This window comes from Pseudomonas syringae group sp. 26L6, from assembly GCF_032587815.1.
Classification (GTDB): domain Bacteria; phylum Pseudomonadota; class Gammaproteobacteria; order Pseudomonadales; family Pseudomonadaceae; genus Aquipseudomonas; species Aquipseudomonas amygdali.
Map to the genome: position 1 here is coordinate 1 of NZ_JAWHPJ010000010.1, position 21,883 is coordinate 21,883.

Consider the following 21,883-nt stretch of genomic DNA (forward strand, 5'->3'; position numbering starts at 1 on the left):
TGAAGCTCTGCGTCGGTCTGCGCAGATAACTCAATTATCGTGCGACGCTCTGCGTCGCATGCCGTTCGGGACGCTCCGCGTCCTCTTTGCGACGCAGAGCGTCGAGACCTGCATTCCCACGCTGGAGCGTGAGGAACGATAATCCCAACTATCGTACTGAAGCTCTGCGTCGGTGTGCGCAGATAACTCAATTATCGTGCGACGCTCTGCGTCCTCTTGCGACGCAGAGCGTCGAGACCTGCATTCCCACGCTGGAGCGTGAGGAACGATAATCCCAACTATCGTATTGAAGCTCTGCGTCGGTCTGCGCAGATAACTCAATTATCGTGCGACGCTCTGCGTCGCATGCCGTTCGGGACGCTCCGCGTCCTCTTTGCGACGCAGAGCGTCATGACCTGCATTCTCATGCTGGAGCGTGCGGAACGATCATCTCAACGACCGTTCGCTAAAACCACCTGTCCGGCAACAGATTGCGCGCATACCACGGCCTGCGTGGCACGCGGCGTAGCAGGTTGCTCAATTTGTCATCCGCCGCAAAGGTAATACGCAGCGCAAGCTTCATGACTTCCGGGTCCATTTCCATGGTCGTGCCTGCCGCCTGCCCGGGCACGGTGCTGCAGCCGTGGGTTTCCGGCCCCAGCCACGGGTCGCTGACTTCGACCCAGCGGCCCGCCGCGAACCACGGCACGCCATTGACTTCCAGGCGCTTCACTTCACCCGGATGAAAGCGCTCATGGGCGCGGAACCAGTCGTCGATGCGGTCGTCGATCCAGCCGTGAAACATCCAGAACACCGGGTTCACATGCGATGAAAACGGATCGGCGAGAAAGTCGTTTTCCGGCTTGAACCAGCGCTCGGCGAAGTCGTCCGAACGACGCGCCATGGGCACCGGCTGGCCGTTGGCGGGGTCGCGAGCGACGGAGGCCCAACGCATGTGCAACCAGTCGTGCAGTTCCAGCTCGACCTGCGAACCAAACTGCCCCAACGTCAGCTTCGACAGAAAGCGCGGGTCGCGGTACTGCGACTCCCAGACCTGAAAGTGCGTGTGAAACGTCTCGTGGCTTTTGATATCGCTGACCAGTTGCGTGTATTCCTCATCGCCCTGAGCCAGCCAGTTGGGCGGCAGCGAACAACCGTCGTGATTATCGAAATAACGTGCGAAACCCAACCGGTCACGCTCCAGCTCAGGCTGAGGCAACGGAAACCGCGGCCACGACGGCAGGTCCTGAATCTTGCGCGCCTGAATCAGCATGTGCCGGTGCATGTAAAAGAAGTCTTCACCCGAACCGTTGCGGTCCTTGTGCGGGCCACGCGCATCACGCTCTTTCTCGCGCGGCCCCGGCTGCCAGCCGATACCACGCAGGGCGTCACGCTTGTCTTCGGGCAGCTTGTGCCATTTGTCCCGAGAGGCATGCCACAGCTGGTGAAACAAGCGATGCTCCTTGGAAACCAGCCAGGCCAGAAACGGCGGACTCAGGCCGACCCGCTCGCGCGCCTCAGGGAACACCTGCTTGATGGCAATCAGGCGGTTTTCCAGCTCCGGCAGGGCCAACGGCCGGTCCAGACGTTCGATACGTCCGCTCAACGTGCCGCTGCCCGCATTGCCGAACGCGCCCCAGACTTCATCAAGGGTCAGGCTGAATTCGTAATCCGGAGTGTCGCTGTGCGGATCATTGCCAGCATGGCCATCCATGACCCGCAGATACAGCTTTGCCGCGTTGGCCGGTTGCAGGTCGCCAATCACCCGGAAGCGTGGCTGTGCGTCGCTGCGCAATTGCTCCGGCGTATCGATATAACCGCGCAGGCCGCGACCGCGCGGGGCAATGTCGAGAAACATTTCCAGACCTTCAATCGGCGCATCGGCCAGCCCGGCATCACGCCCTTCGAAACGCAGCGTCCATACCCCGCGCAGCTTGTCGGCCAGGCGCTGGGTAGACGTATCTGCGGGCCCGGCCGTGGCCTCGCCCGGTGTCACGGGTTCCTCGACACGGGTGAATTCCCGATGCGCATAATAGGCAGCCGGAACTGCCGCGCCGGTCAGCGCCAGCCCTGCTATGAACCCTCGTCGAGAAATCGTCATTACCCTACCTGTTCCAGCACCGAGACAGCCGTTATCCAAGCTAGAACGTAAACCCGGCAGACAAATTTAGCTCAGCGTCCGAATCCAGGATACGGCGCTAAATTTTTCGCCCATCCGCTCGTTCTCCACCAGATAGCAACAGCCCTTGCAGGCTGCGCAACGGTTAATCTGAACGAGACGGAAATGACAAGACCGCGTTGGAAAAAGGCTCTCTTCATCGGCCTGCCGCTGGCCCTGGCCATCAGTGCAGGCGCGAGTTTTCTGGCCTGGAATTATTGGTCGCCTGCCGGTTACCCTGTCAAGGTCATGAAGCAGGCCGACGACCTGCAAGAGCGGATCATTTCCTTCGACAGCCACATCACCGTGCCGATGAAATTCGGCAGCGAGGGCAATGAAGCCGACAAGGACGGTTCGGGCCAGTTCGACCTAGTGAAAACCGCACGCGGGCGTTTGTCCGGCGCAGCACTGACGGTATTCGGCTGGCCGGAAATCTGGAACGGCGACAATGCCCCGCATCGCCCGACACCCGGCTTTGTCGACGAAGCGCGCCACCAGCAGGAAGTGCGCTACAAGATCATCACCGGCATGGTTCGGGATTTCCCCAATCAGGTCGGCATCGCCTATACCCCCGACGACATGCGCCGCCTGCACGGCGAGGGCAAGTTTGCGATTTTTATCAGCATGCTCAACGCCTACCCGCTGGGCAATGACCTGAGCCTGCTGGACCACTGGACAGCGCGCGGCATGCGCATGTTCGGCTTCAGTTACGTCGGTAATAACAGCTGGGCCGACTCTTCACGCCCCCTGCCCTTTCTAAACGACACGCCCGACGCACTGGGCGGCCTGTCGGAAATCGGCAAGCAGGCAGTGCAGCGCCTCAACGACCTGGGCGTGATCATTGATGTCTCGCAAATGTCGAGCAAGGCACTGGAGCAGGTCAGCCAGTTGAGCCGTACGCCAATGGTCGCCTCGCACTCGGCCCCGCGTGCGCTGGTGGACATCCCGCGCAACCTCAGCGACGAGGAAATGCAGCTCATCAAGCGCAGTGGCGGCGTGGTGCAGATCGTGGCTTTCCCGGCCTATTTGAAGCCGCTGACCCAGAAGACCCAGGACAAGCTCAACGCCCTGCGCAAGGACTTCGACCTGCCGCCACTGCCCAACCTGGCCATGGCACTGATGCCCGGCGACGCGATTATCACGGTCTGGCCGGAACAGCGCTTCGGTGCCTACGCCAGCAAGCTGTACGCGATCCTTGAAGAAGAACCCAAGGCCACGGTCAAGGATTTCGTCGACGCCATCGATTACACGGTCAGAAAGATCGGTATCGACCATGTCGGCATCAGCTCCGATTTCAATGATGGCGGTGGCGTAAAAGGCTTCAACGATGTCAGCGAGGTTCGCAACGTGACCGCCGAGCTGATCGAGCGCGGTTACGCCGAAGCGGATATCACCAAGCTCTGGGGCGGCAATTTTCTGCGCGTCTGGGAGCAGGTGCAGGCTTCGGCGCGTCCGGATGCGAAACAAACCAACCTTTCGAATGCCGCTAGCCGAACATCAGGCGCTACCGCTCATGACTGACCGCAGAACCTTCCTCAAACAGGCCGGAGTGCTGGCCGCAGCCTTGCCACTGGGCTCCGGTCTTGCGTCAACGGCACTGGCGTCCGCACCTGCACCGACATCCACAGACAAATGGGCGCGCTTGAAACAGCTGTTCAATCAGGACCCGGATTACGTCCACCTTTCCAACTTTCTGGTCACCTCGCACCCCACTCCGGTTCGCGAGGCCATCGAACAGCATCGCGCGCGCATCGACCGCAACCCCGGACTGGCGATGGACTGGGACCTGGGGGAAACCGAGCGCCGCGAACATGAAGTTCGCGTCTGGGCGGGCAAGTACCTGAATGCCCAGCCTGGCCAGGTCGCCCTCACCGGCAGCACCACCGAAGGGCTGGCGATCATCTACGGCGGTCTGCATGTGCGCCCGGATCAGGAGATTCTGACCACCGAGCACGAGCATTCCTGTACCCGCGACATCCTCAAATTCCGCCAGCAGCGCGAAGGCACTCAGGTGCGCAAGATTCGCCTGTTCAAAGACCCGGCGACCGTGTCGGCAGACGAAATCATCGGCTCCATTGCGCGCAGTATTCAGCCGAAGACGCGAGTGCTGGGCATGACCTGGGTGCAGTCCGGCAGTGGTGTGAAATTGCCTATCGGCGCCATCGGCGATCTGGTCGAGGAACACAACCGCAACCGTGACGACAAAGACCGCATTCTGTATGTGGTCGACGGCGTACACGGGTTTGGCGTCGAGAACCTGGATTTCCCGGACATGAAGTGCGACTTCTATGTCGCCGGCACTCACAAGTGGATGTTCGGCCCGCGCGGTACAGGCATTGTCTGCGCCCGCTCGGAGCAGGTCAAAGACCTCACCCCACTGATCCCGACGTTCTCGGAAGCCACCGGTTTCAGCACGATCATGACGCCCGGCGGCTATCACTCGTTCGAACACCGCTGGGCACTGAACGAGGCGTTCAAGCTGCACCTGCAACTGGGCAAAGCCGACGTGCAGGCGCGCATTCACGAGCTTAACAGCTACCTCAAGCAGCGCCTCAAGGCGCAGCCCAACGTCGAACTGGTGACACCGATGGACCCGACACTGTCGGCGGGTTTCAGTTTCTTCCGGCTCAAGGGCCAGGAAAGCGACGAGGTGGCCGCCTGGCTGATGAAACAACGCATGGTCGTGGACGCCGTGAGCCGTGATGTCGGCCCGGTGGTGCGCACCGCGCCCGGATTGCTGAACAACGAGGCCGAAATCGATCGATTCATGGCCCTGCTCAGCCAGCGCAGCTGACGTGCACGCACTGAATCCACTGTTTTCCGTTTTCTATCGAGACCCGTCATGAAAAAAACACTGCTGCCCCTTTCCGCTTTGCTCGGCCTGTTGCTCTGCGGCACCACCCTCGCCGCCACGCCCGCGCCAGTACCCGCGCCCGGAAAAGTGTTCAAGGACTGCAAGGATTGCCCGGAAATGGTCGTGCTGCCTGCAGGCACTTTCACCATGGGCGCACCCGAGGAAGAAATGGGTCGCCAGCCGGACGAAGGTCCGCTGCACAACGTGACCTTCGCCAAACCGTTCGCCATCAGCCGCTTTCAGGTACTGAGTGGCGAATGGAACGCCTACATCAAGAGCTCCGGTTACAAGATGCCAGACGGCGATACCCGCCCTGGCCGCGAGTGCAAGGCCGGCAAGCCACGCTACCCGCTGACGGCGCGCCAGCCCGCCGTGTGCATGGACTGGAACGAAGCCAAGGCCTATGTCGAATGGCTGTCGAAGAAGACCGGCAAGTCCTATCACATGGTCAGCGAAGCGCAGCGCGAATACGCGGCACGTGGCGGCAGCAAGGGCTCTTTCCCGTTCCCGATGGATGAAGGCAAGCCCTACAGCATCGCCAAACACGCCAACACCTACGGCCCGGAAGACGGCTTCAGCTACACCGCGCCCGCTGGCAGCTACAGCCCCAACGATTTCGGCATTTACGACGCCCACGGCAATGTCTACGAATGGACCGCCGATTGCGAGACCAGCAACTACAACGGCGCACCCACTGACGGCAGCGCGTGGCTGGCCGGCGATTGCACCTGGAAAATGATTCGCGGCAATGACTGGACCGAAGCGCCGATCTTCTCCCGCTCCGGCAACCGCAACAGCCGTCAGCCGGATGTACGCGGCGACTGGCTGGGTTTCCGGGTCGCCCGCGACCTGTAACGGACTTCATGCGCGCCTGCGGCCTGCGACAGACGCGGGCCGCACTCACGGACACTGACGAGACACACCATGACCCGCAAAACTGAAAGCCTCGCCCGGGAAACCCTGAGAATCCTCAAGCCCTTCTGGTGGCTGGTGGCGCTGTCGACCGTGCTGGGGATTGTCAGCGGTCTGAGCGTCACCGGCCTGCTGGCCACCATCAACAATGCGATGAACATGCCCGGCGGACCGGACACGCAGACCGCGCTGCTGTTCGCCGGGTTGTGTGTGCTGACCCTGGCCTGCTCGACACTGTCCAACCTGTCGACCAACTACGTTGGCCAGCGCGTGGTCGCCAACCTGCGCCGCGAGCTGGCTGCCAAGGTGCTGGTGGCACCCATCGAGCAACTGGAGCGTTATCGCTCGCACCGTCTGATTCCGGTGCTGCTCAACGACGTCAACACCATCAGCACCTTCGCCCTGTCGGTCGCACCGATGGTCATCTCGTTCACCGTCACCCTGGGCTGCCTGACCTATCTGGCACTGCTGTCCTGGCAGATTCTGGCGCTGACCGTGCTCACCGTGGTGCTCGGCACCGGCGCGCAGTACCTGGCCCATGCGTACGGCATGCGCAGCATTCTGGCGGCGCGCAACAGCGAAGACGAATTGCAGAAGCACTATCAGGCGCTATCTGCGGGTGCCAAGGAGCTGCGCATTCAGCGCAAGCGTCGCCAGCACATGCTCGACGAGAAGATTCACGGTGCCACCGAGCACATCTGCCGCTCGAACATTCGCGCCGCCAACATTTTCGTCAGCGCGGAAACCTTCGGTTCGATGCTGTTCTTTGCCGTGATCGGCATCGCCATCGCCTTCCAGGCCATGTGGCCGACCACTGAAAAAACCGTGCTGGGCGGCTTCGTGCTGGTGATGCTGTACATGAAAGGCCCGCTGGAACGCCTGATTACCGCCCTGCCCGGCATCAGCCGCGCGCAGATCGCCATGCGCCGTATCGCCGAACTGTCGTGGAAGTTTTCCAACCCCGAACCCCACTTGCTGGTCAGCGACCGCCCCAATTCGCTGGCCAATATGCAAACCCTGGAACTGCACAACCTGCGCTATGACTACCCGCCGGTCGAGGGCAGCGACGCCTTTCATCTCGGCCCGGTCGATTTGAGCATCAAACAGGGCGATATCGTGTTCATCGTCGGCGAAAACGGCTGTGGCAAGACCACGTTGATCAAGCTGCTGCTGGGTCTGTACACGCCGCAACAGGGCGAAATCCGCCTCAATGGGCAGACCGTCACCCCGGAAAACCTGGATGACTACCGCCAGTTATTCACTACGATCTTTGCCGATTACTACCTGTTTGATGAGCCGTTGCAGGGGCAGGCCGCGCTGCCGCAAGACGCCGGCAAATACCTGGAGCGGCTGGACATCGCGCACAAGGTCAGCATAAAGGACGGTGCCTTCACCACCACCGACCTGTCGACCGGTCAGCGCAAGCGTCTGGCGCTGATAAACGCGTGGCTGGACGAGCGTCAGGTGCTGGTCTTCGACGAGTGGGCCGCTGATCAGGACCCGGCGTTCCGGCGCGTGTTCTACACCGAACTGCTGCCGGAGCTGAAGCAGCAAGGCAAGACCATCATCGTCATCTCCCATGACGACCGCTATTTCTACATCGCCGACCAACTGGTACGCATGCAGACCGGGCAGATTCAGGTCGAGCAGGTGCAGAACGACACTTACGAAAAAACCATTCCGGCCTGATTCATCCACGCCTCGAAAGCCCCGCCCGGCCAGTCCGCGAGTGGGGCTTTTTGTTACCCGGCGAAGCCATACCCGCCCTAATCAGATAGCCAAGCGCCATCTTTTTTCCGGAATTGTGAAAAATTCATTAAATAAACGTTATTCGCTTTCGTTCTCATTAACAGCGAATTGCGTGCACAGCCATCTCCCGCGCAGCACCTTATAAAAAAGTTGCTCACGCCTGCCCCGTCGACGGCTGAACCCGACTGCGCAGACCTGAACAACGCTCTCAATCTCCTTGCCGATACCCACTGGAAAGAGCCAATTCATGCACAACCCGTCACGACTTACCCCGCTCAGCAAAGCGTTGATGCTCAGTCAGATGTTCCGCTCCCGGCCATCCATGGCGGCCATGGGCCTTGCGCTCTGTATGCCGGTGGCCAGCCAGGCACAGGAAACCGCCGCAGACGGTTCGACCACTACGGGCACGGTCAACCTGGCCCCGACCGCGATCGACTCGCAGTACCTGGGCACCGCCACTGACGGCACTGGCTCTTACACCACCGGCGCGGTAAGTATCGGCAAGGGCGCGCCACAGTCGCTGCGTGAAACACCGCAATCTGTGAGCGTGGTGACTCGGCAAGTCATGGATGACAACAACCTCAACAGCCTGAGCAAGGTTCTGGAAGACACTCCGGGGATCACCTTCCAGTACCGTAACTTCGGCGGTCACGTGTATACCTCGCGCGGCTTCTCGCTGCTGGCGGAGAGCTTTCTGGTCGACGGCATTGGCGGCCAGGGCTATCAGATCACCGGCTGGATGCAGCCGGACATGGCCATCTATGACCGTGTGGAGGTATTGCGCGGCGCGTCTGGCCTGCTGGTAGGTGCCGGTCAGCCCGGTGGCGCGGTCAATCTGGTGCGCAAACGCCCGACCGCCGACAACAAATTTTCGATCACCACTCGCGCAGGTTCGTGGGATCAGTACCGCGTCGATCTGGATGGCAGCGGCAAGCTCAACGATTCGGGTACGCTGCGCGGGCGCATGGTCGCGGCTTACGATGACAGCGGTTCGTACCTGGATGGGCGCGACAGCCGCACCCCGCTGCTGTACGGCATCGTCGAAGCCGACCTGAGCGATGACACCACGCTGACCATGAGCCTGCGTCGCCAGGAACAGGTCATCAATGGATACTCGATCTACGGCCTGCCGCGCTACAGCAACGGCCAGTCGCTGGGCCTGTCGCGCTCGACCAATCTGGCGCAGAAGTGGAACCGTCTTGAAAGCGACATGACCGAGGTCTTTACCGAAGTCGCGCATCGCTTCAATGAGGACTGGACCAGCCGCACGTCGCTTACTTACTCGCAGGGCGGTTTTGATCAGAACATTGCCTACGCACGAGGCGCAGTAAACCCAACGACGCTGGCGGGCTCCAATTTTCAGGGCACACTGTTTCGCAAGGACGAGGTCGACAGCGTCGGTCTGAACAGTCAACTTGAAGGTAACTTCAACGCGTTCGGCCTTGAGCATCAGGTAACCCTGGGGGCTGACTGGTCAAAGCAGGACGCCAACACGCATCAGGCGACCGTGACGAGACGCACCGCAGTCAACGTCTTTGATGTCGACCAGAGCGCTTTCGCCAAACCGGTCCGTCCGGCCTGGACCACCGACATCGACACCACCGAAGAACGCGCAGGCCTGTACGCCAACACGCGTATTCACCTGAGCGAGCCGTTGAGCGTGGTTCTGGGCAGCCGCCTGAGCTGGTATGACTACAAGTACGACGTCAAAACCGGCGCGGCCAACAGTTACGAATCCAAGCAGACTCAGGAATTCACCCCGTTCGCCGGCCTGATCTACGACATCAACGACAACTGGTCGTGGTACGCCAGCTATGCCGACATCTTCACGCCACAAGCCAACTACGTAACCGCAGGCGGCTCGCCGCTGGACCCGGCCATCGGTTCCAACTACGAAACGGGCTTCAAGGGTGAACTGTTCGACAAGCGCATGAACCTGTCGATGGCGCTGTTCTACATCAAACAGAAAGATGTCGCCGCGCTGGACGTGAACACAACTCAGACCTGCCCGACCAGCTCCGACGGCTCCTGCTACCTGCAGGACGGCATCAGTCGCAGCAAGGGTGTCGACGTCGAAGCCAGCGGTGAAGTGTTGCCAGGCCTGCAAGTATTCGGCGGCTATACCTTCAACATGCTGCGTAACAATGGCGATGCAGATGTAGCCTACGAAACACCGAAACACATGCTGCGCCTCAACACCAGCTACAACCTGCCGGGCACATGGAACCGCCTGACCCTGGGCACCGGCGTGTCGGCAGATTCGGGTTATGAAGTGCCGTCCAACAAACAGCTGGGCGTTTCTGGCAAGGCCATCTGGGATGCGCGAGCCTCGTGGAAACTGGACGAGAACTGGAAGGTGTCGCTCAACGCCGAAAACCTTTTCGACCGCAAGTATTACAGCACCTCGATCGCCACCGACCGCTCCAACGTCTACGGCGAACCGCGCAGCTATGTCCTGACCTTGCGGGGGGATTTCTGATCTGAGTCCAGGCTTTTGATTCTGGCCGAAGGCCGTGGGAGCGAGCCGGGCGACGCTTCGTTTGTTCGCGAAGAAGTCAGTATGTTCTCCGAAAACGCATTGTCTGAACGACCGTCTTCGCGAACAAGTTCGCTCCCACAGGAATTTGCATTTATCCTGCACCCTCGATTTCAATGAGCCCTCCTTCCCATGCCAACACCCTTCAGCCGTCTGCGCACAGGCCGCGTGAAAACGCTTGGCTTGCGTCTGGGCGGGCTGGTGCTGGCATTGGCTTTTCAGGGCGAGGCACTGGCTGAAGAGTTCGACTTCGATATCCCCGCACAACCCTTGAACAGCGCCCTTAAAGAGCTGGGGCGCCAGGGCGACCTGCAAATTCTTTACAACCCCGATGATGTGAACGGCAAGTTCAGCAGCCCGGTGCAGGGCAGGTTGACGCCTGAACAGGCGGTCGCGGATCTGCTGAAACAGGCTGGCGTAACGCACAACCTCGAGGCCGATACGCTGACCCTCGGCAGCGCGGCGTCCGCGCAACCCATGAACCTTGGGCCGGTGGCGATCAAGGGCGACCCGTTCGGTATCACCACCGAGGGCAGCGGCTCGTATGCGGCGACCGGCGTGAGCATCAACAAGACGTCACAATCGCTGCGCGAAACCCCGCAATCGGTCACGGTCATGACCCGCCAATTGATGAACGACAAAAACCTCAACGGCCTCGACGAGGTGATGGCGCAGACGCCTGGCATCACCTTTTCGCAACGCAACTTTGGCTCTCATGTGTTCAGCTCGCGGGGCTTCGCGCTGGAAGACGAGAGCTACACCATCGATGGCGTGGCCGGTCAGGGTTACAGCGTGACGGGCTGGATGACCCCGGACACGGAGATCTACGACCGCGTTGAAGTGCTGCGCGGTGCTGCCGGGCTGTTGATCGGCGCGGGCAACCCCGGTGGCGCGGTCAATCTGGTGCGCAAACGGCCGACCGCCTTACCGCAGTTCTCGATCACCACCCGCGCCGGCAGTTGGGACCAGTACCGGGTCGATCTGGATGGCAGCAGCAAGCTCAACGACTCGGGCAGCGTGCGCGGGCGTTTTGTCACGTCTTACGAAGACCGTGGATACTTCATCGACGGCCTGAAAAAGACTGCGCCGCTGTTGTACGGCATTCTGGAAACCGACCTGAGCGAAGACACCACACTCACGCTGGGCCTGCGCCATCAAAGCGCGGATACCCACGGCTATTCGATTTTCGGCCTGCCCCGCTACAGCAACGGCAAGGCCATCGATCTGCCGCGCTCCACCTCCTTGGCCCAGGACTGGAACCGTCATCAGACCCGCACCGACGAAGTGTTCAGCGAACTGGAAACCCGCTTTGACGAAAACTGGAGCGGCACACTGTCTGCCACTCACTCCGATGGGGCTTTCGATCAGAAAGTCGCCTACGCACAAGGCGCCATAGACCCTGCGACCCAGAGCGGTTCACGACTGGTCAGAACCCTGTTTCGCTCGGACACGCTGCAAAGCGACGGCTTCGACAGCCATCTGGACGGTCGTTTCGACGCCTTTGGCCTGACCCACCAGTTGACCATCGGCGGCAACTGGTCTGAGCAAAAACGTGATTCGCGCTATGCCACCGTCAACAGCAATCGGCCGCTGGACATCTTCAATCCCGATCACGACGCGATTGCTGAACCTGCGCGTCCGGCCTGGCGCAGCACCGACTACAGCGACAAGCGTTATGGCGTTTACAGCAACCTGCGCCTGAGCCTGAGCGAGTCGTTGAGCCTGGTCATGGGCGGCCGGGTCAGCTGGTATGACTATCAGAGCCAGTCCGCAGGCGTGACTACTCGCGCCCAAGAGGAAAACCAGGTCACGCCGTTCGTTGGCGTGATCTACGATCTGAACCGAGACTGGTCGTGGTACGCCAGCTACACCGATATCTTCCTGCCGCAAAGCGGTTATAGAACGGCATCCGGCGCATTTCTTGACCCGGCCATCGGTGCCAGCCATGAAACCGGCATCAAGGGCGAGTTGTTCGACAAGCGTCTGAACGTGTCTTTTGCGCTGTTCTATGTGAAACAGAAAGACGTAGCGGTCGAGGACGATGCCAATGCGGGCCAGTGCCTGAGCAACGACGCTTACGGCACCTGCTATGTGAATGGCGACATCCGGCGCAGCAAGGGTATCGACATGGAGATCAGCGGTGAACCGTTACCGGGCTTGCAGACCCTGGCCGGTTACACCTTCAACCTCACGCGCGGCAGCGACGGGAAATCGATTTCAGCAGAAACACCCCGGCACATGCTGCGCTTGTCCAGCAGCTACAACCTGCCCGGCACCTGGCGTCGACTGACCGTCGGCGGCGGTGTGTCGGCGCAAAGCGGCTACTCAGAGCACGAGTCGACCCAGCCCATCGACAACCCTGGCCGCGCCATCTGGGACGCACGCGCCTCATGGAGGATCGATGAACACTGGTCGGTGGCCCTCAACGGCAACAACCTGCTGGATCGCAAATACTACAAGGCAACCGGCGACATCGACCGCGGCAACTACTACGGCGACCCGCGCAACTACGTCCTGACGTTGCGCGGCGATTTTTAGAAGCCCGCGCTCGCGCCTTACAATCAAGACCGGACGCAGAGCGTCGCACGATAGTTGGGGTCATCGTTCCGCACGCTCCGCGTGGGAATGCCGTTCGTGACGCTCCGCGTCACAGATCTGCGCCGCGCCGCACAATCAAGATCGGACGCAGAGCGTCCAGAACTGCATGCGACGCAGAGCGCCGCACGATAGTCGAGATTATCGTTCCGCACGCTCCAGCGTGGGAATGCCGTGCGTGACGCTCTGCGTCACAGATCTGTGCCGCGCCGCAACCTCAAGACCGGACGCAGAGCGTCCAGAACTGCATGCGACGCGGAGCGCCGCACGATAGTTGGGATTATCGTTCCGCACGCTCCGCGTGGGAATGTCGTGCGTGACGCTTCGCGCCACAGATCTGCGCCGCCCCACACAGTCAAGATCGGACGCAGAGCGTCCAGAACTGCATGCGACGCAGAGCGCCGCACGATAGTCGGACCAGACACCTATCGTTCCGCACGCTCCGCGTGGGAATGCCGTTCGTGACGCTCTGCGTCACACAAGCCGCTCGGCAAGCCCCTGCAGAAACACTTCCGCGAGCACCACGTTGTCATGCCGCTGATCAACCGTTGTCGAGCTGCGCAGCCCGTTCACCGAGCACTGTTCAAGCAGCACCGCTTCAGCCCGGGCAATCTGCCCTGGCGCACGGCTCTGCCCGGCCCACCAGCAATCGGCCTGTACGTTAAGCGTTTTCAGGGTAAATGCCTGGCTCAGTTGTGCGTTGGCTTCCAGTAGTTTGTAACCGGTTTCGATCTCGTCCTGCACGGCGATGTCCTGGAATATGCTGCGCAGGTTGTCGGCGTTCATGCCGGCCTCCAGCGCGACATGGTCGACCACCCAGTCAATCACCTCGCCCTCGCTGGACAGCGACTGCCGGGCGGTTTCGATAAGCCCCACAATCGACGCTTCCTGCAAGCCCGGCACAAACGCCTGCAAGCTTTTGATCAGGCTGCGGTAGTAGTTTTCGCCCTGTTTCTGCGTGGTGACCTCCGGCGCTTCTTCGACCCACTCCATCCCGACCGAGGCAGGCAACTGGGTGTCCACCAGCCCGAGAAAGCTCACCGTGTCGCCCTCACGCTCAAGCACATGCGCCACCTCGATGGCCAGCGCACCACCCATCGACCAGCCAAGCAGGTTGTAAGGCCCGTGCGGTTGAGTCATACGGATTTGCTCGACGTAGTAATCGACCATTTCCTGCCACGACGTATCAAACCAGCCCGGCACCACGTAAGCCTTGTTGACCAGCCCGTAAACCGGTCGGCTGTCGCTCAATTGACCCGCCAGCGGGTAATACGAGTACGTGCCGCCACCGCCCGGTGGCAGGCAGAACAACGGCGCATTGTCCGATCGATTGGCGTTCATGACGATGACCGCCGATTTGACCTTAGCCTCATTAGTACGCATGAAATCGGCCAGCTCACCGAGGGTCTGCATCAACAGGAAATCATGCAGTTTGATGGAGACATCAAACGTCTCGCGAATCCTGCCTGCCAGCGAAACCGCCAGCAGTGAGTGGCCGCCCAGGGCGAAGAAGTTGTCGTTGAGCCCTACCCGTTCGACCTGCAGCACCTGCTCCCACAACGCGGCAAGACGTTGCTCGAATTCCGTACGTGGCGCGACGTGGCCTTGCTGTGAACGAGCCACGTCCGGTTTAGGCAGTGCCCGGCGATCCAGCTTACCGTTGGCGGTCAGCGGCATCACATCAATGAAGACAAAGTATGTCGGCACCATGTAATCCGGCACGTGAGCCTTGAGGTGCGTTTTCAGGGTTTCGCGCAGAGCGTCCGAGTCCTGAGCAGCATCAGTGCGCACCAGATACGCCACCAGCTGCTTGCCGGAAGGCCCGTCAATATCGATTACATTGGCTTCTCGCACACCGGCATGCTCATGCAGACGCGCTTCGATCTCGCCCAGCTCGATACGCAGCCCGCGAATTTTCACTTGATGGTCGATACGCCCGGCGTATTCGATAACGCCTTTGTCACGATAACGCGCCAGATCCCCGGTCCGGTAAAGACGCCCGCCCTGCTCGTCGAACGGGTCCGGCACAAAGCGTTCAGCCGTCAGCGCCGCGCGGTTGTGATAACCCCGCGCCAGACCAACGCCACCCAGATACAGCTCTGCCGCAACGCCTTGCGCGGCAGGCAGCAAGCCGTCATCCAGAATGTGGGTTTTCAGGTTATCGATGGGTCGACCAATCGGCACGCTGAGCACGTCGTCCGGGGTGCAGGTCCAGTGGGTGACGTCGATAGCCGCTTCGGTCGGGCCGTACAGGTTGAACAAACCCGCCTGCGGCAGACGCTTGAGCACCTGACCAACCAGTTCGGCAGGCAGTGCTTCGCCGCTGCACACCACACGACGCAAGCTGTTACAGCTTTCCACCTGAGGATGGGTGAGAAACGCCTGGAGCATCGACGGGACAAAGTGCAGCGTCGTGACCTGATGTTCGCGGATGGTCTGCACCAGCCGCTCAGGGTCGCGATGATCGCCCGGCAACGCCACGGCCAAACGTGCTCCGGTCAGCAGCGGCCAGAAGAATTCCCACACCGAGACATCGAAACTGAACGGGGTTTTCTGCAATACCGTATCGCTGCCATCCAGCGCGTAAGCCTTCTGCATCCAGTGCAAACGGTTGACCAGGGCGCGATGGCTATTACCCGCGCCCTTGGGCTTGCCGGTCGAGCCGGAGGTGTAAATCACATACGCCAGATTTAGCGGGTGACTGAGGTTTTCCGGGTTGGCAGTGCTGTAACCGGCCAGCCAGTCGCCGTCCTGATCCAGGCACAGACTTTGTACTTTCGCAGGAACCGGCAGGCGCTGTAACAGCGCGCTCTGGGTCAGCAGCAAACCGATACCGCTGTCCTGCATCATGTAAGCCAGACGGTCCTCGGGGTAATCCGGGTCCAGCGGCACATAAGCGCCACCGGCCTTGATGATCGCCAGCAAACCGACCACCAGTTCCAGACTACGCTCGACACAAATCCCCACCAGCACATCCGGGCCAACACCCGCCTCACGCAAGCGATGTGCAAGCTGATTAGCGCGGGCGCTAAGTTGCGCATAGCTCAGTTGTTCAGCCGCAAAAATCAGTGCCGGAGCGTCCGGCGTGGCCTGTACCTGGGCTTCGATCAGGCTGTGCAGGCAGTGCTCACCAGGGAAATCGGCAGCCGTGGCGTTCCAGTCGCGGACAATCTGCTGCTGTTCGTGATCATCCAACAGCGCCAGCTCACCAATCGCCGCCTGCGGATCACGCACCAATGCCTGCAAAACCTGGCTCAGATGCGCCGACAACTGCGCCATGTGCTGCTCGCTGAAATGCTGGCGGGCATAGCTGAAGCGCATCGACAGGGTTTCGCCCAGATTGACCACCAGAGTCAGCGGGTAATGAGTCTGCTCCTGGGTGTGCAGGCCGCCGAACACCAGCCCCTGCGGCGCGGACTGTTGCAGCGCTTCGGACACCGGGTAGTTTTCGAACACCAGAATGTTGTCGAACAGCGCCTCGCCAGCGCTGCGTGCCCAGCGTTGAATCTCGTACAACGGTGTGTGTTCATGCTCACGCAGGGCGATGTTCTTCGCCTGCACTTGCTGAACCCAGTCCGCCACCCGCTGTTCCGGGCGCGGGCTGGCGATTACCGGCAAAGTGTTGATGAACAGCCCCAGTTGCTCCTCAACACCCGGCAGGTCAGCCGGACGCCCGGCCACGGTTGCGCCGAAGGTCACGCTGGACTGCCCCGTGTAGCGTTGCAGCACCAGCAGCCAGGCCGATTGCACCAGCGTGTTGAGGGTGACGCGCTGCTCGCGGGCAAACTCGCTCAACTGGCGGGTGCCATCGGCATCGATCAGTTGCAGGTAATCGCCATGCCCCTGCTCGCTCCCGGACGCTTTGAAGGCCTGAACCAGCCGGGTCGGCTCGTCCAGTTCGGCAAGCTGGCCGGTCCAGAAACGTTCACTGAGCGCAGCATCCTGGCGTTGCAGCCATTCGATATAGTCGCGATAACGACTGACTTGCCTCGGCAGCGTCTGGCCGCTGTAGCGTTGCAGCACCTCGCCCAGCAGACGCGAGCTGCTCCAGCCATCCATGAGAATGTGATGGCTGGTGTAGATCAGTTGATGCGTCTGTTCGCCAGTGCGCAATACGGCCAGGCGCAGAAGCGGCGCCCGAGCCAGGTCGAAGCCCTGCTGGCGATCGGCATTCGCCCAATCGTCGATCCATTCGCCTGATTGCGCACGAGCATCCAGTTCGACAAACGGCATGCTGACATCGCGCAACACCACTTGCAGCGACTGCTCAAGATGGCTGAAAAAGCCGCTGCGCAGTACTTCATGGGCATCCAGCGTGGCCTGCCAGGCGGCACGGAAACGCGGCACGTCCAGGCCACTGACCTCGACGCGCATCTGGTTGATGTAATTGCCCGCGTCCTGCGCGAACAGGGTGTGGAACAGCATGCCCTGCTGCATTGGTGCCAGCGGGTAGATGTCTTCGATCTGCGCCGCAGGGATTGGCAAACTGCTCAACTGCGACTGGCTCAGGCGTGCCAGCGGGAAGTCCGACGGAGTTACCCCAGCAACGCCGTCAGTGGTGCAATGCGCAATCAATTGTTGCAGTTCAACCGCATATTCGTCGGCCAGCCGCTGCACGGTGTCGCGTTCAAATACCGCACCGCTGAAGGTCCAGCTCAGGCGCAATTCGCCGCCATACACCTGGCCATTGATGCTGAGCGGCGCAGCCAACGGTGCATCGGCGCTCTGCGACGCGCCGCTGCTCTCGGCCGAGGGCGTGAACAACGCGCCTTGTGCGTCGAAGCTGCCGTCGAACTGCCCGAGGTAATTGAACACGATACTGCCCAGCGGCAACGCTTGCAGGGTGTGCCGCGCCGATTCACTGCCCAGATAACGCAGGGCGCCGTAACCAATGCCCTTGTCGGGCACTGCGCGCAGCTGTTCCTTGATGGTCATGAGCGAATCGGCCAACGTGGCCTGCGGCGTGAGCCGGACCGGGTACAGGTTGCTGAACCAGCCGACCGTACGGGTGATGTCCAGCGTGTCGAAGAGGTCTTCGCGGCCATGCCCTTCCAGACGAATCAGGGCATGCGGCTGCGCGGTCCAGCGACTGACCACCCGCGCCAGCGCGGTCAGCAGCAGGTCGTTGATCTGCGTGCGATAAGCCGCCGGAGCGTCTTGCAGCAGTTGCCGGGTCTGCTCGCCATTCAGTTGCGTGACCACCGACAGCGCGTGCTTCTGTTGCTGACCGCCGTGCGGGTGATCGCAGGGCAAGGCGTCGCTGACATCCTGCAACTGCGTCTGCCAATAATCCAGTTCCTGCGTCAACGCAGGGCTTTGCGCGTAGGCCTGCAAGTGCTCGGCCCAGCTTTGCAGCGAGCTGGTTTTCGTCGCCAGCGCCAATGGCCGGCCTGCTGCGATGGCGACATACGCCTGTTGCAGGTCTTCCAGCAGCACCCGCCACGACACGCCATCCACCACCAGGTGATGGATCACCAGCAACAAACGCTGCTCGCCCTGCGGCAAGTCGATCAGCACCGCACGCAGCAACGGGCCGTTTTTCAGGTCCAGACTGCGTTGTGCTTCATCGGCCAGTTCAGGCAAGCGCTCGGCACTGTCCAGTTCGTGGGTCCAGAGCAGGTCGCGAGTGTTCAGCGCACCGAATGTGGCGTGCCATTGGCCGTCTTGCTGGGTGAAACCCAGGCGCAGCGCGTCGTGCTGTTCGATCAGCGCGGTCAGTGCAGCTTGAAGGTGGATTGCATCCAGCGTTTGCAGAGGCTTGAGCATCAGCGCCTGATTCCAGTGCTGACGCTCTGGGATATCCTGCTCAAAGAAACGTGCCTGAATCGGCAGCAGCGACAGCGAGCCACTGACCTGTTCAGCCGCCGCAGCAGGCTTTTTCTGGATCAGTTTTGCCACCGAGGCCAGCTGGCCGATGGTCTGCTTTTCGAACAACTGCTTGGGGCTGAGCTTGATGCCCTGGCGCTTGGCGCGAGCGATGATCTGCAGGCTGAGAATCGAATCGCCGCCCAGTTCGAAGAAGTTGTCGGTGCTGCCGACCTGCTCCAGTTTCAATACGTCCGCCCACACGGTGGCGAGCTTTTCCTCGATCTCGCCAACTGGCGCGGTGTAGCGCTGTTTGACCACGCCGGGTTTAGGCAAGGCGCGCTTGTCGAGCTTGCCGTTGGCGGTCACGGGCAGCCTGTCCAGCAGCATGATCTGCGCGGGCACCAGGTATTCGGGCAAGCGCGCAGCCAGTTGCTCGCGCAGGCTGTCGACACTGAGGCTCGCACCGGCCGCCGCAACGCAGTACGCCACCAGTTGCAGGCGTGTTTCGTCGCTTTCCAGCGGCTGCGCCAGCACCACGGCTTCGGCGACGTTTTCCAGGGTTTGCAGCAACTGGCCGACTTCCCCCGGCTCGACCCGGTAACCGCGGATTTTCACCTGATCATCCGCGCGCCCCAAGTACTCCAGCACGCCGTCCACCCAGCGCGCGCGGTCACCCGCACGGTAAAGGCGCTGACCCTCGGCGTGCGGGTCCGGCACGAAGCGTTCGGCGGTCATCGCCGCACGGCCCAGATAGCCCTGCGCCAAGCCTTGACCGCCCAGATACAGCTCGCCCGCCACACGCTCGGCAACCGGGTTGAGATAGGCGTCCAGCACCCGCGCTTTGCCATTGGCCAGTGGTTGACCGACCGGCACACTGCGGCAAGCGTCAACGCGCTCGGCGACTTCATGGGTGAGGATGCCGACCGTGGTTTCCGTCGGGCCGTAGTGGTTGACGATCCGGCAGCCCGGTTTGAGCGCGCGGATTTGCTCGATCAACGCCCAGGAACTGGCCTCGCCACCCAGAATCAGCAATTGGCCCGGCAGCACGTCGGTCGGGTTGGCGGCTTGCAGCAGCCCCTGCAAATGGCTGGGTACGATTTTCAGCACTTCAACCTGATGCTCGGCCATGTAACGGGCGAAGCCATCAGGGTCGAACGCTTGCTCGTGGGACAGCAGATGCAGCGGGCGCCCAGACGCCAGCGCACCAAACAGCAAGGTATGGCCCAGGTCTGCGGCGACAGTCGACACCATCGCCATGCTCGCCCCGTCATCCAGCGACAGGCGCTCAAGCACGCCCTGCACGTAGTTGGCCAGCGCGCCGTGGCTGATCACCACGCCCTTCGGCTGCCCGGTGGAGCCGGAGGTGTAGATGATGTACGCCGGTTGTTCGGCGATGACACGCACATTAAGCGTACTGCCATCCACCTCGGACCATAGCGCAGCATCGAAGGCCAGCACCGGGCACACACCCAGTTGCGCGGCCTTGTCGCCGAACGCGTGAATCAACAACGCCGCGCCGCTGTCACGAACCAGTTGCTGCAAACGCTCGGCGGGCTGTGCGCTGTCCAGCGGCAGGTAAACGGCACCGAGTTTAAGCACCGCCAGCAGGCTGACCACCCATTCCACAGAGCGGTCCAGGCACAGCGCAATGGTCATGCCCGGTTTGATGTCCTGCGCATGCAGGTAGCGGGCGAACTGGTTACTGCGTTGTTCAAGTTCATCAAAGCTCAACACCTGCTGGCCAACGCGCAACGCGGTCTTGCCGCGCCCGATGTGCAGGCCCTGTTGCCACAGGCTGAGGAAGTCGTCGCAGGCAAAATCTGCGCTCTGCTCAGCGACCGGCAACGACAATGCTTGCGGCTGATCGGCAAGTCGCTGGTCGGTGTCTGCGACCAGCGCTTGCAGTACAGCGCGTAGCGCCTCGGCCATGCGCTCGATGGTCGATGGCTCGAACAGGTCGGTGGCGTAAGTGAAATAACCGCGTATGCCGCCCGGCGTGTCGGTGAAGTCGAAGGCCAGATCAAAGCGCGCATCGCTGCTGCCAATCGGAAATTCATCGACAGTCAGACCCGACACACGTTGCCCGCTGTCGTCGGCCGCCAGCACGTGCTGATTGATCTTGAACTGGAACAACGGGTTGTGGCCCAGATTACGCTCGGGTGCCAGCGCGTCCACCAGATGTTCAAAGGGCAGCTCCTGATGCGACTGGGCACCGGTCACGACCTGTTTCACCTGATCCAGCAACTGCGCAAAGCTCTGCTGCTCATCCACCTGCACACGCAGTACCTGAGTGTTGATGAAGAAGCCGATCAGGCCTTCCAGCTCGCTGCGGGTGCGCCCGGCGTTGGGCGCACCAATGCGAATGTCGGCCTGACCACTGAAACGCGACAGCACCACCGACAGTGCCGCCAGAGTCAGCATGAACAAGGTCTGGCCACTGTTACGCGCCAGGCTTTTCAGTTGCGCGGACAATTGTTCCGGCACATCGACGCGCACCGTCGCGCCACGCTGGCTCGGTTGCAGCGGACGCTGATGATCCAGCGGCAGACTCAATAGCGGATGCTCAGTGCCCAACTGCTGTTTCCAGTAATTCAACTGCCGCTCGCCCTCCCCGGCCTCCAGCCATGCGCGCTGCCAGATCGCGTAGTCGGCATATTGAATGGCCAGCGCAGGCAATTGCGCTGGCTGCCCGGAGACCTGAGCCTGATACAACTGCACAAACTCACGAATCAGCACTTCACCGGACCACCCATCGGAGACGATGTGATGCATGCACACGGTCAGGACGTGTTCGGCTTCGCCCAGCTGAAACAGCCTGACCCGCAGTAATGTACCGCTGAGCAAATCGAAGGGCTTTTGCAGCTCGGCGCGCACCTGGTTTTCGATGTCGGCTGGCGCAACCGAGGCAAACTCAAGGGCAACGGTCGCCTGCTGAAGAATCTCCTGATAGAACGCGCCGTCCTCGGAAACAAACCGGGTGCGCAGGGTTTCGTGGCGCTGCACCAGATTGTCCAGCGCTGTACTCAATGCCTGCCGGTCCAGCGGGCCATTCAGACGCACTGCCATAGGCACGTTGTACGCGGCGTTGCCCGGTTCCATCTGCCAGAGAAACAGCATGCGCTGCTGGGCGTAGGACAGCGGGATACGCGCTACATCATGCCGGGTTACAGCGATGGGCAGCAGTTTGAAGCTCTGCCCGGTCTCGTGCATCTTGTTCAGAATCTGGCGGCGCTGTTCGACGGGCAAACCAACGAAACGCTGGGCGATACGCTCTGCTGCAGACTTGTCCATG

The 21,883-nt window shown here is 61.3% G+C and carries 8 protein-coding genes; 6 read left to right on the plus strand and 2 right to left on the minus strand.

Annotated features, from left to right (window positions below; all coding sequences use genetic code 11):
* Window positions 1–445: 445 nt before the first annotated feature.
* Complete coding sequence (locus RYA97_RS04070; RefSeq protein ID WP_005745229.1) at window positions 446–2,080, minus strand: hypothetical protein; 1,635 nt, start codon at window positions 2,078–2,080, stop codon at window positions 446–448.
* A 183-nt stretch (window positions 2,081–2,263) separates the two neighbouring features.
* On the opposite strand from RYA97_RS04070, the gene pvdM reads away from it, so the two are divergent.
* From pvdM to RYA97_RS04100, 6 genes are all read left to right on the plus strand, one after another.
* Window positions 2,264–3,658 carry a pyoverdine-tailoring dipeptidase-like protein PvdM gene (gene pvdM, locus RYA97_RS04075; RefSeq protein ID WP_117140609.1) on the plus strand — a complete coding sequence of 465 codons (1,395 nt, stop codon included), beginning with the start codon at window positions 2,264–2,266 and terminating at the stop codon, window positions 3,656–3,658.
* Window positions 3,651–4,931: an aminotransferase class V-fold PLP-dependent enzyme gene (locus tag RYA97_RS04080; RefSeq protein WP_117140610.1), complete on the plus strand. Its 1,281-nt coding sequence runs from the start codon at window positions 3,651–3,653 to the stop codon at window positions 4,929–4,931. The genes pvdM and RYA97_RS04080 overlap by 8 nt, the downstream gene beginning before the upstream one ends.
* 48 nt (window positions 4,932–4,979) lie before the next feature.
* Complete coding sequence (locus RYA97_RS04085; protein WP_005745226.1) at window positions 4,980–5,846, plus strand: formylglycine-generating enzyme family protein; 867 nt, start codon at window positions 4,980–4,982, stop codon at window positions 5,844–5,846.
* A 69-nt stretch (window positions 5,847–5,915) separates the two neighbouring features.
* A complete protein-coding gene (locus RYA97_RS04090) occupies window positions 5,916–7,592 on the plus strand; it encodes a cyclic peptide export ABC transporter (protein ID WP_002552935.1) in 1,677 nt (558 codons plus the stop codon).
* A 307-nt stretch (window positions 7,593–7,899) separates the two neighbouring features.
* Window positions 7,900–10,131, plus strand: a complete 2,232-nt coding sequence (locus RYA97_RS04095; protein WP_046835022.1) for a TonB-dependent siderophore receptor — start codon at window positions 7,900–7,902, stop codon at window positions 10,129–10,131.
* 189 nt (window positions 10,132–10,320) lie between these two features.
* The gene (locus RYA97_RS04100) at window positions 10,321–12,726 is read left to right on the plus strand and encodes a TonB-dependent siderophore receptor (protein ID WP_054068186.1); all 2,406 of its coding nucleotides are present in this window, start codon (window positions 10,321–10,323) and stop codon (window positions 12,724–12,726) included.
* 531 nt (window positions 12,727–13,257) lie between these two features.
* Here RYA97_RS04100 and RYA97_RS04105 read toward each other — a convergent pair.
* Window positions 13,258–21,882, minus strand: coding sequence for a non-ribosomal peptide synthetase (locus RYA97_RS04105; RefSeq protein ID WP_316891940.1), 8,625 nt, complete (start codon window positions 21,880–21,882; stop codon window positions 13,258–13,260).
* Window position 21,883: the final 1 nt, after the last annotated feature.

Excerpts from the sequence above, each read along its gene's own strand:
- RYA97_RS04090 (WP_002552935.1), top strand. The coding sequence starts at position 5,916 with ATGACCCGCAAAACTGAAAGCCTCGCCCGGGAAACCCTGAGAATCCTC.
- RYA97_RS04085 (WP_005745226.1), top strand. The coding sequence starts at position 4,980 with ATGAAAAAAACACTGCTGCCCCTTTCCGCTTTGCTCGGCCTGTTGCTC.
- RYA97_RS04095 (WP_046835022.1), top strand. The coding sequence starts at position 7,900 with ATGCACAACCCGTCACGACTTACCCCGCTCAGCAAAGCGTTGATGCTC.
- RYA97_RS04105 (WP_316891940.1), bottom strand. The coding sequence starts at position 21,882 with ATGGACAAGTCTGCAGCAGAGCGTATCGCCCAGCGTTTCGTTGGTTTG.
- RYA97_RS04070 (WP_005745229.1), bottom strand. The coding sequence starts at position 2,080 with ATGACGATTTCTCGACGAGGGTTCATAGCAGGGCTGGCGCTGACCGGC.
- RYA97_RS04100 (WP_054068186.1), top strand. The coding sequence starts at position 10,321 with ATGCCAACACCCTTCAGCCGTCTGCGCACAGGCCGCGTGAAAACGCTT.
- pvdM (WP_117140609.1), top strand. The coding sequence starts at position 2,264 with ATGACAAGACCGCGTTGGAAAAAGGCTCTCTTCATCGGCCTGCCGCTG.
- RYA97_RS04080 (WP_117140610.1), top strand. The coding sequence starts at position 3,651 with ATGACTGACCGCAGAACCTTCCTCAAACAGGCCGGAGTGCTGGCCGCA.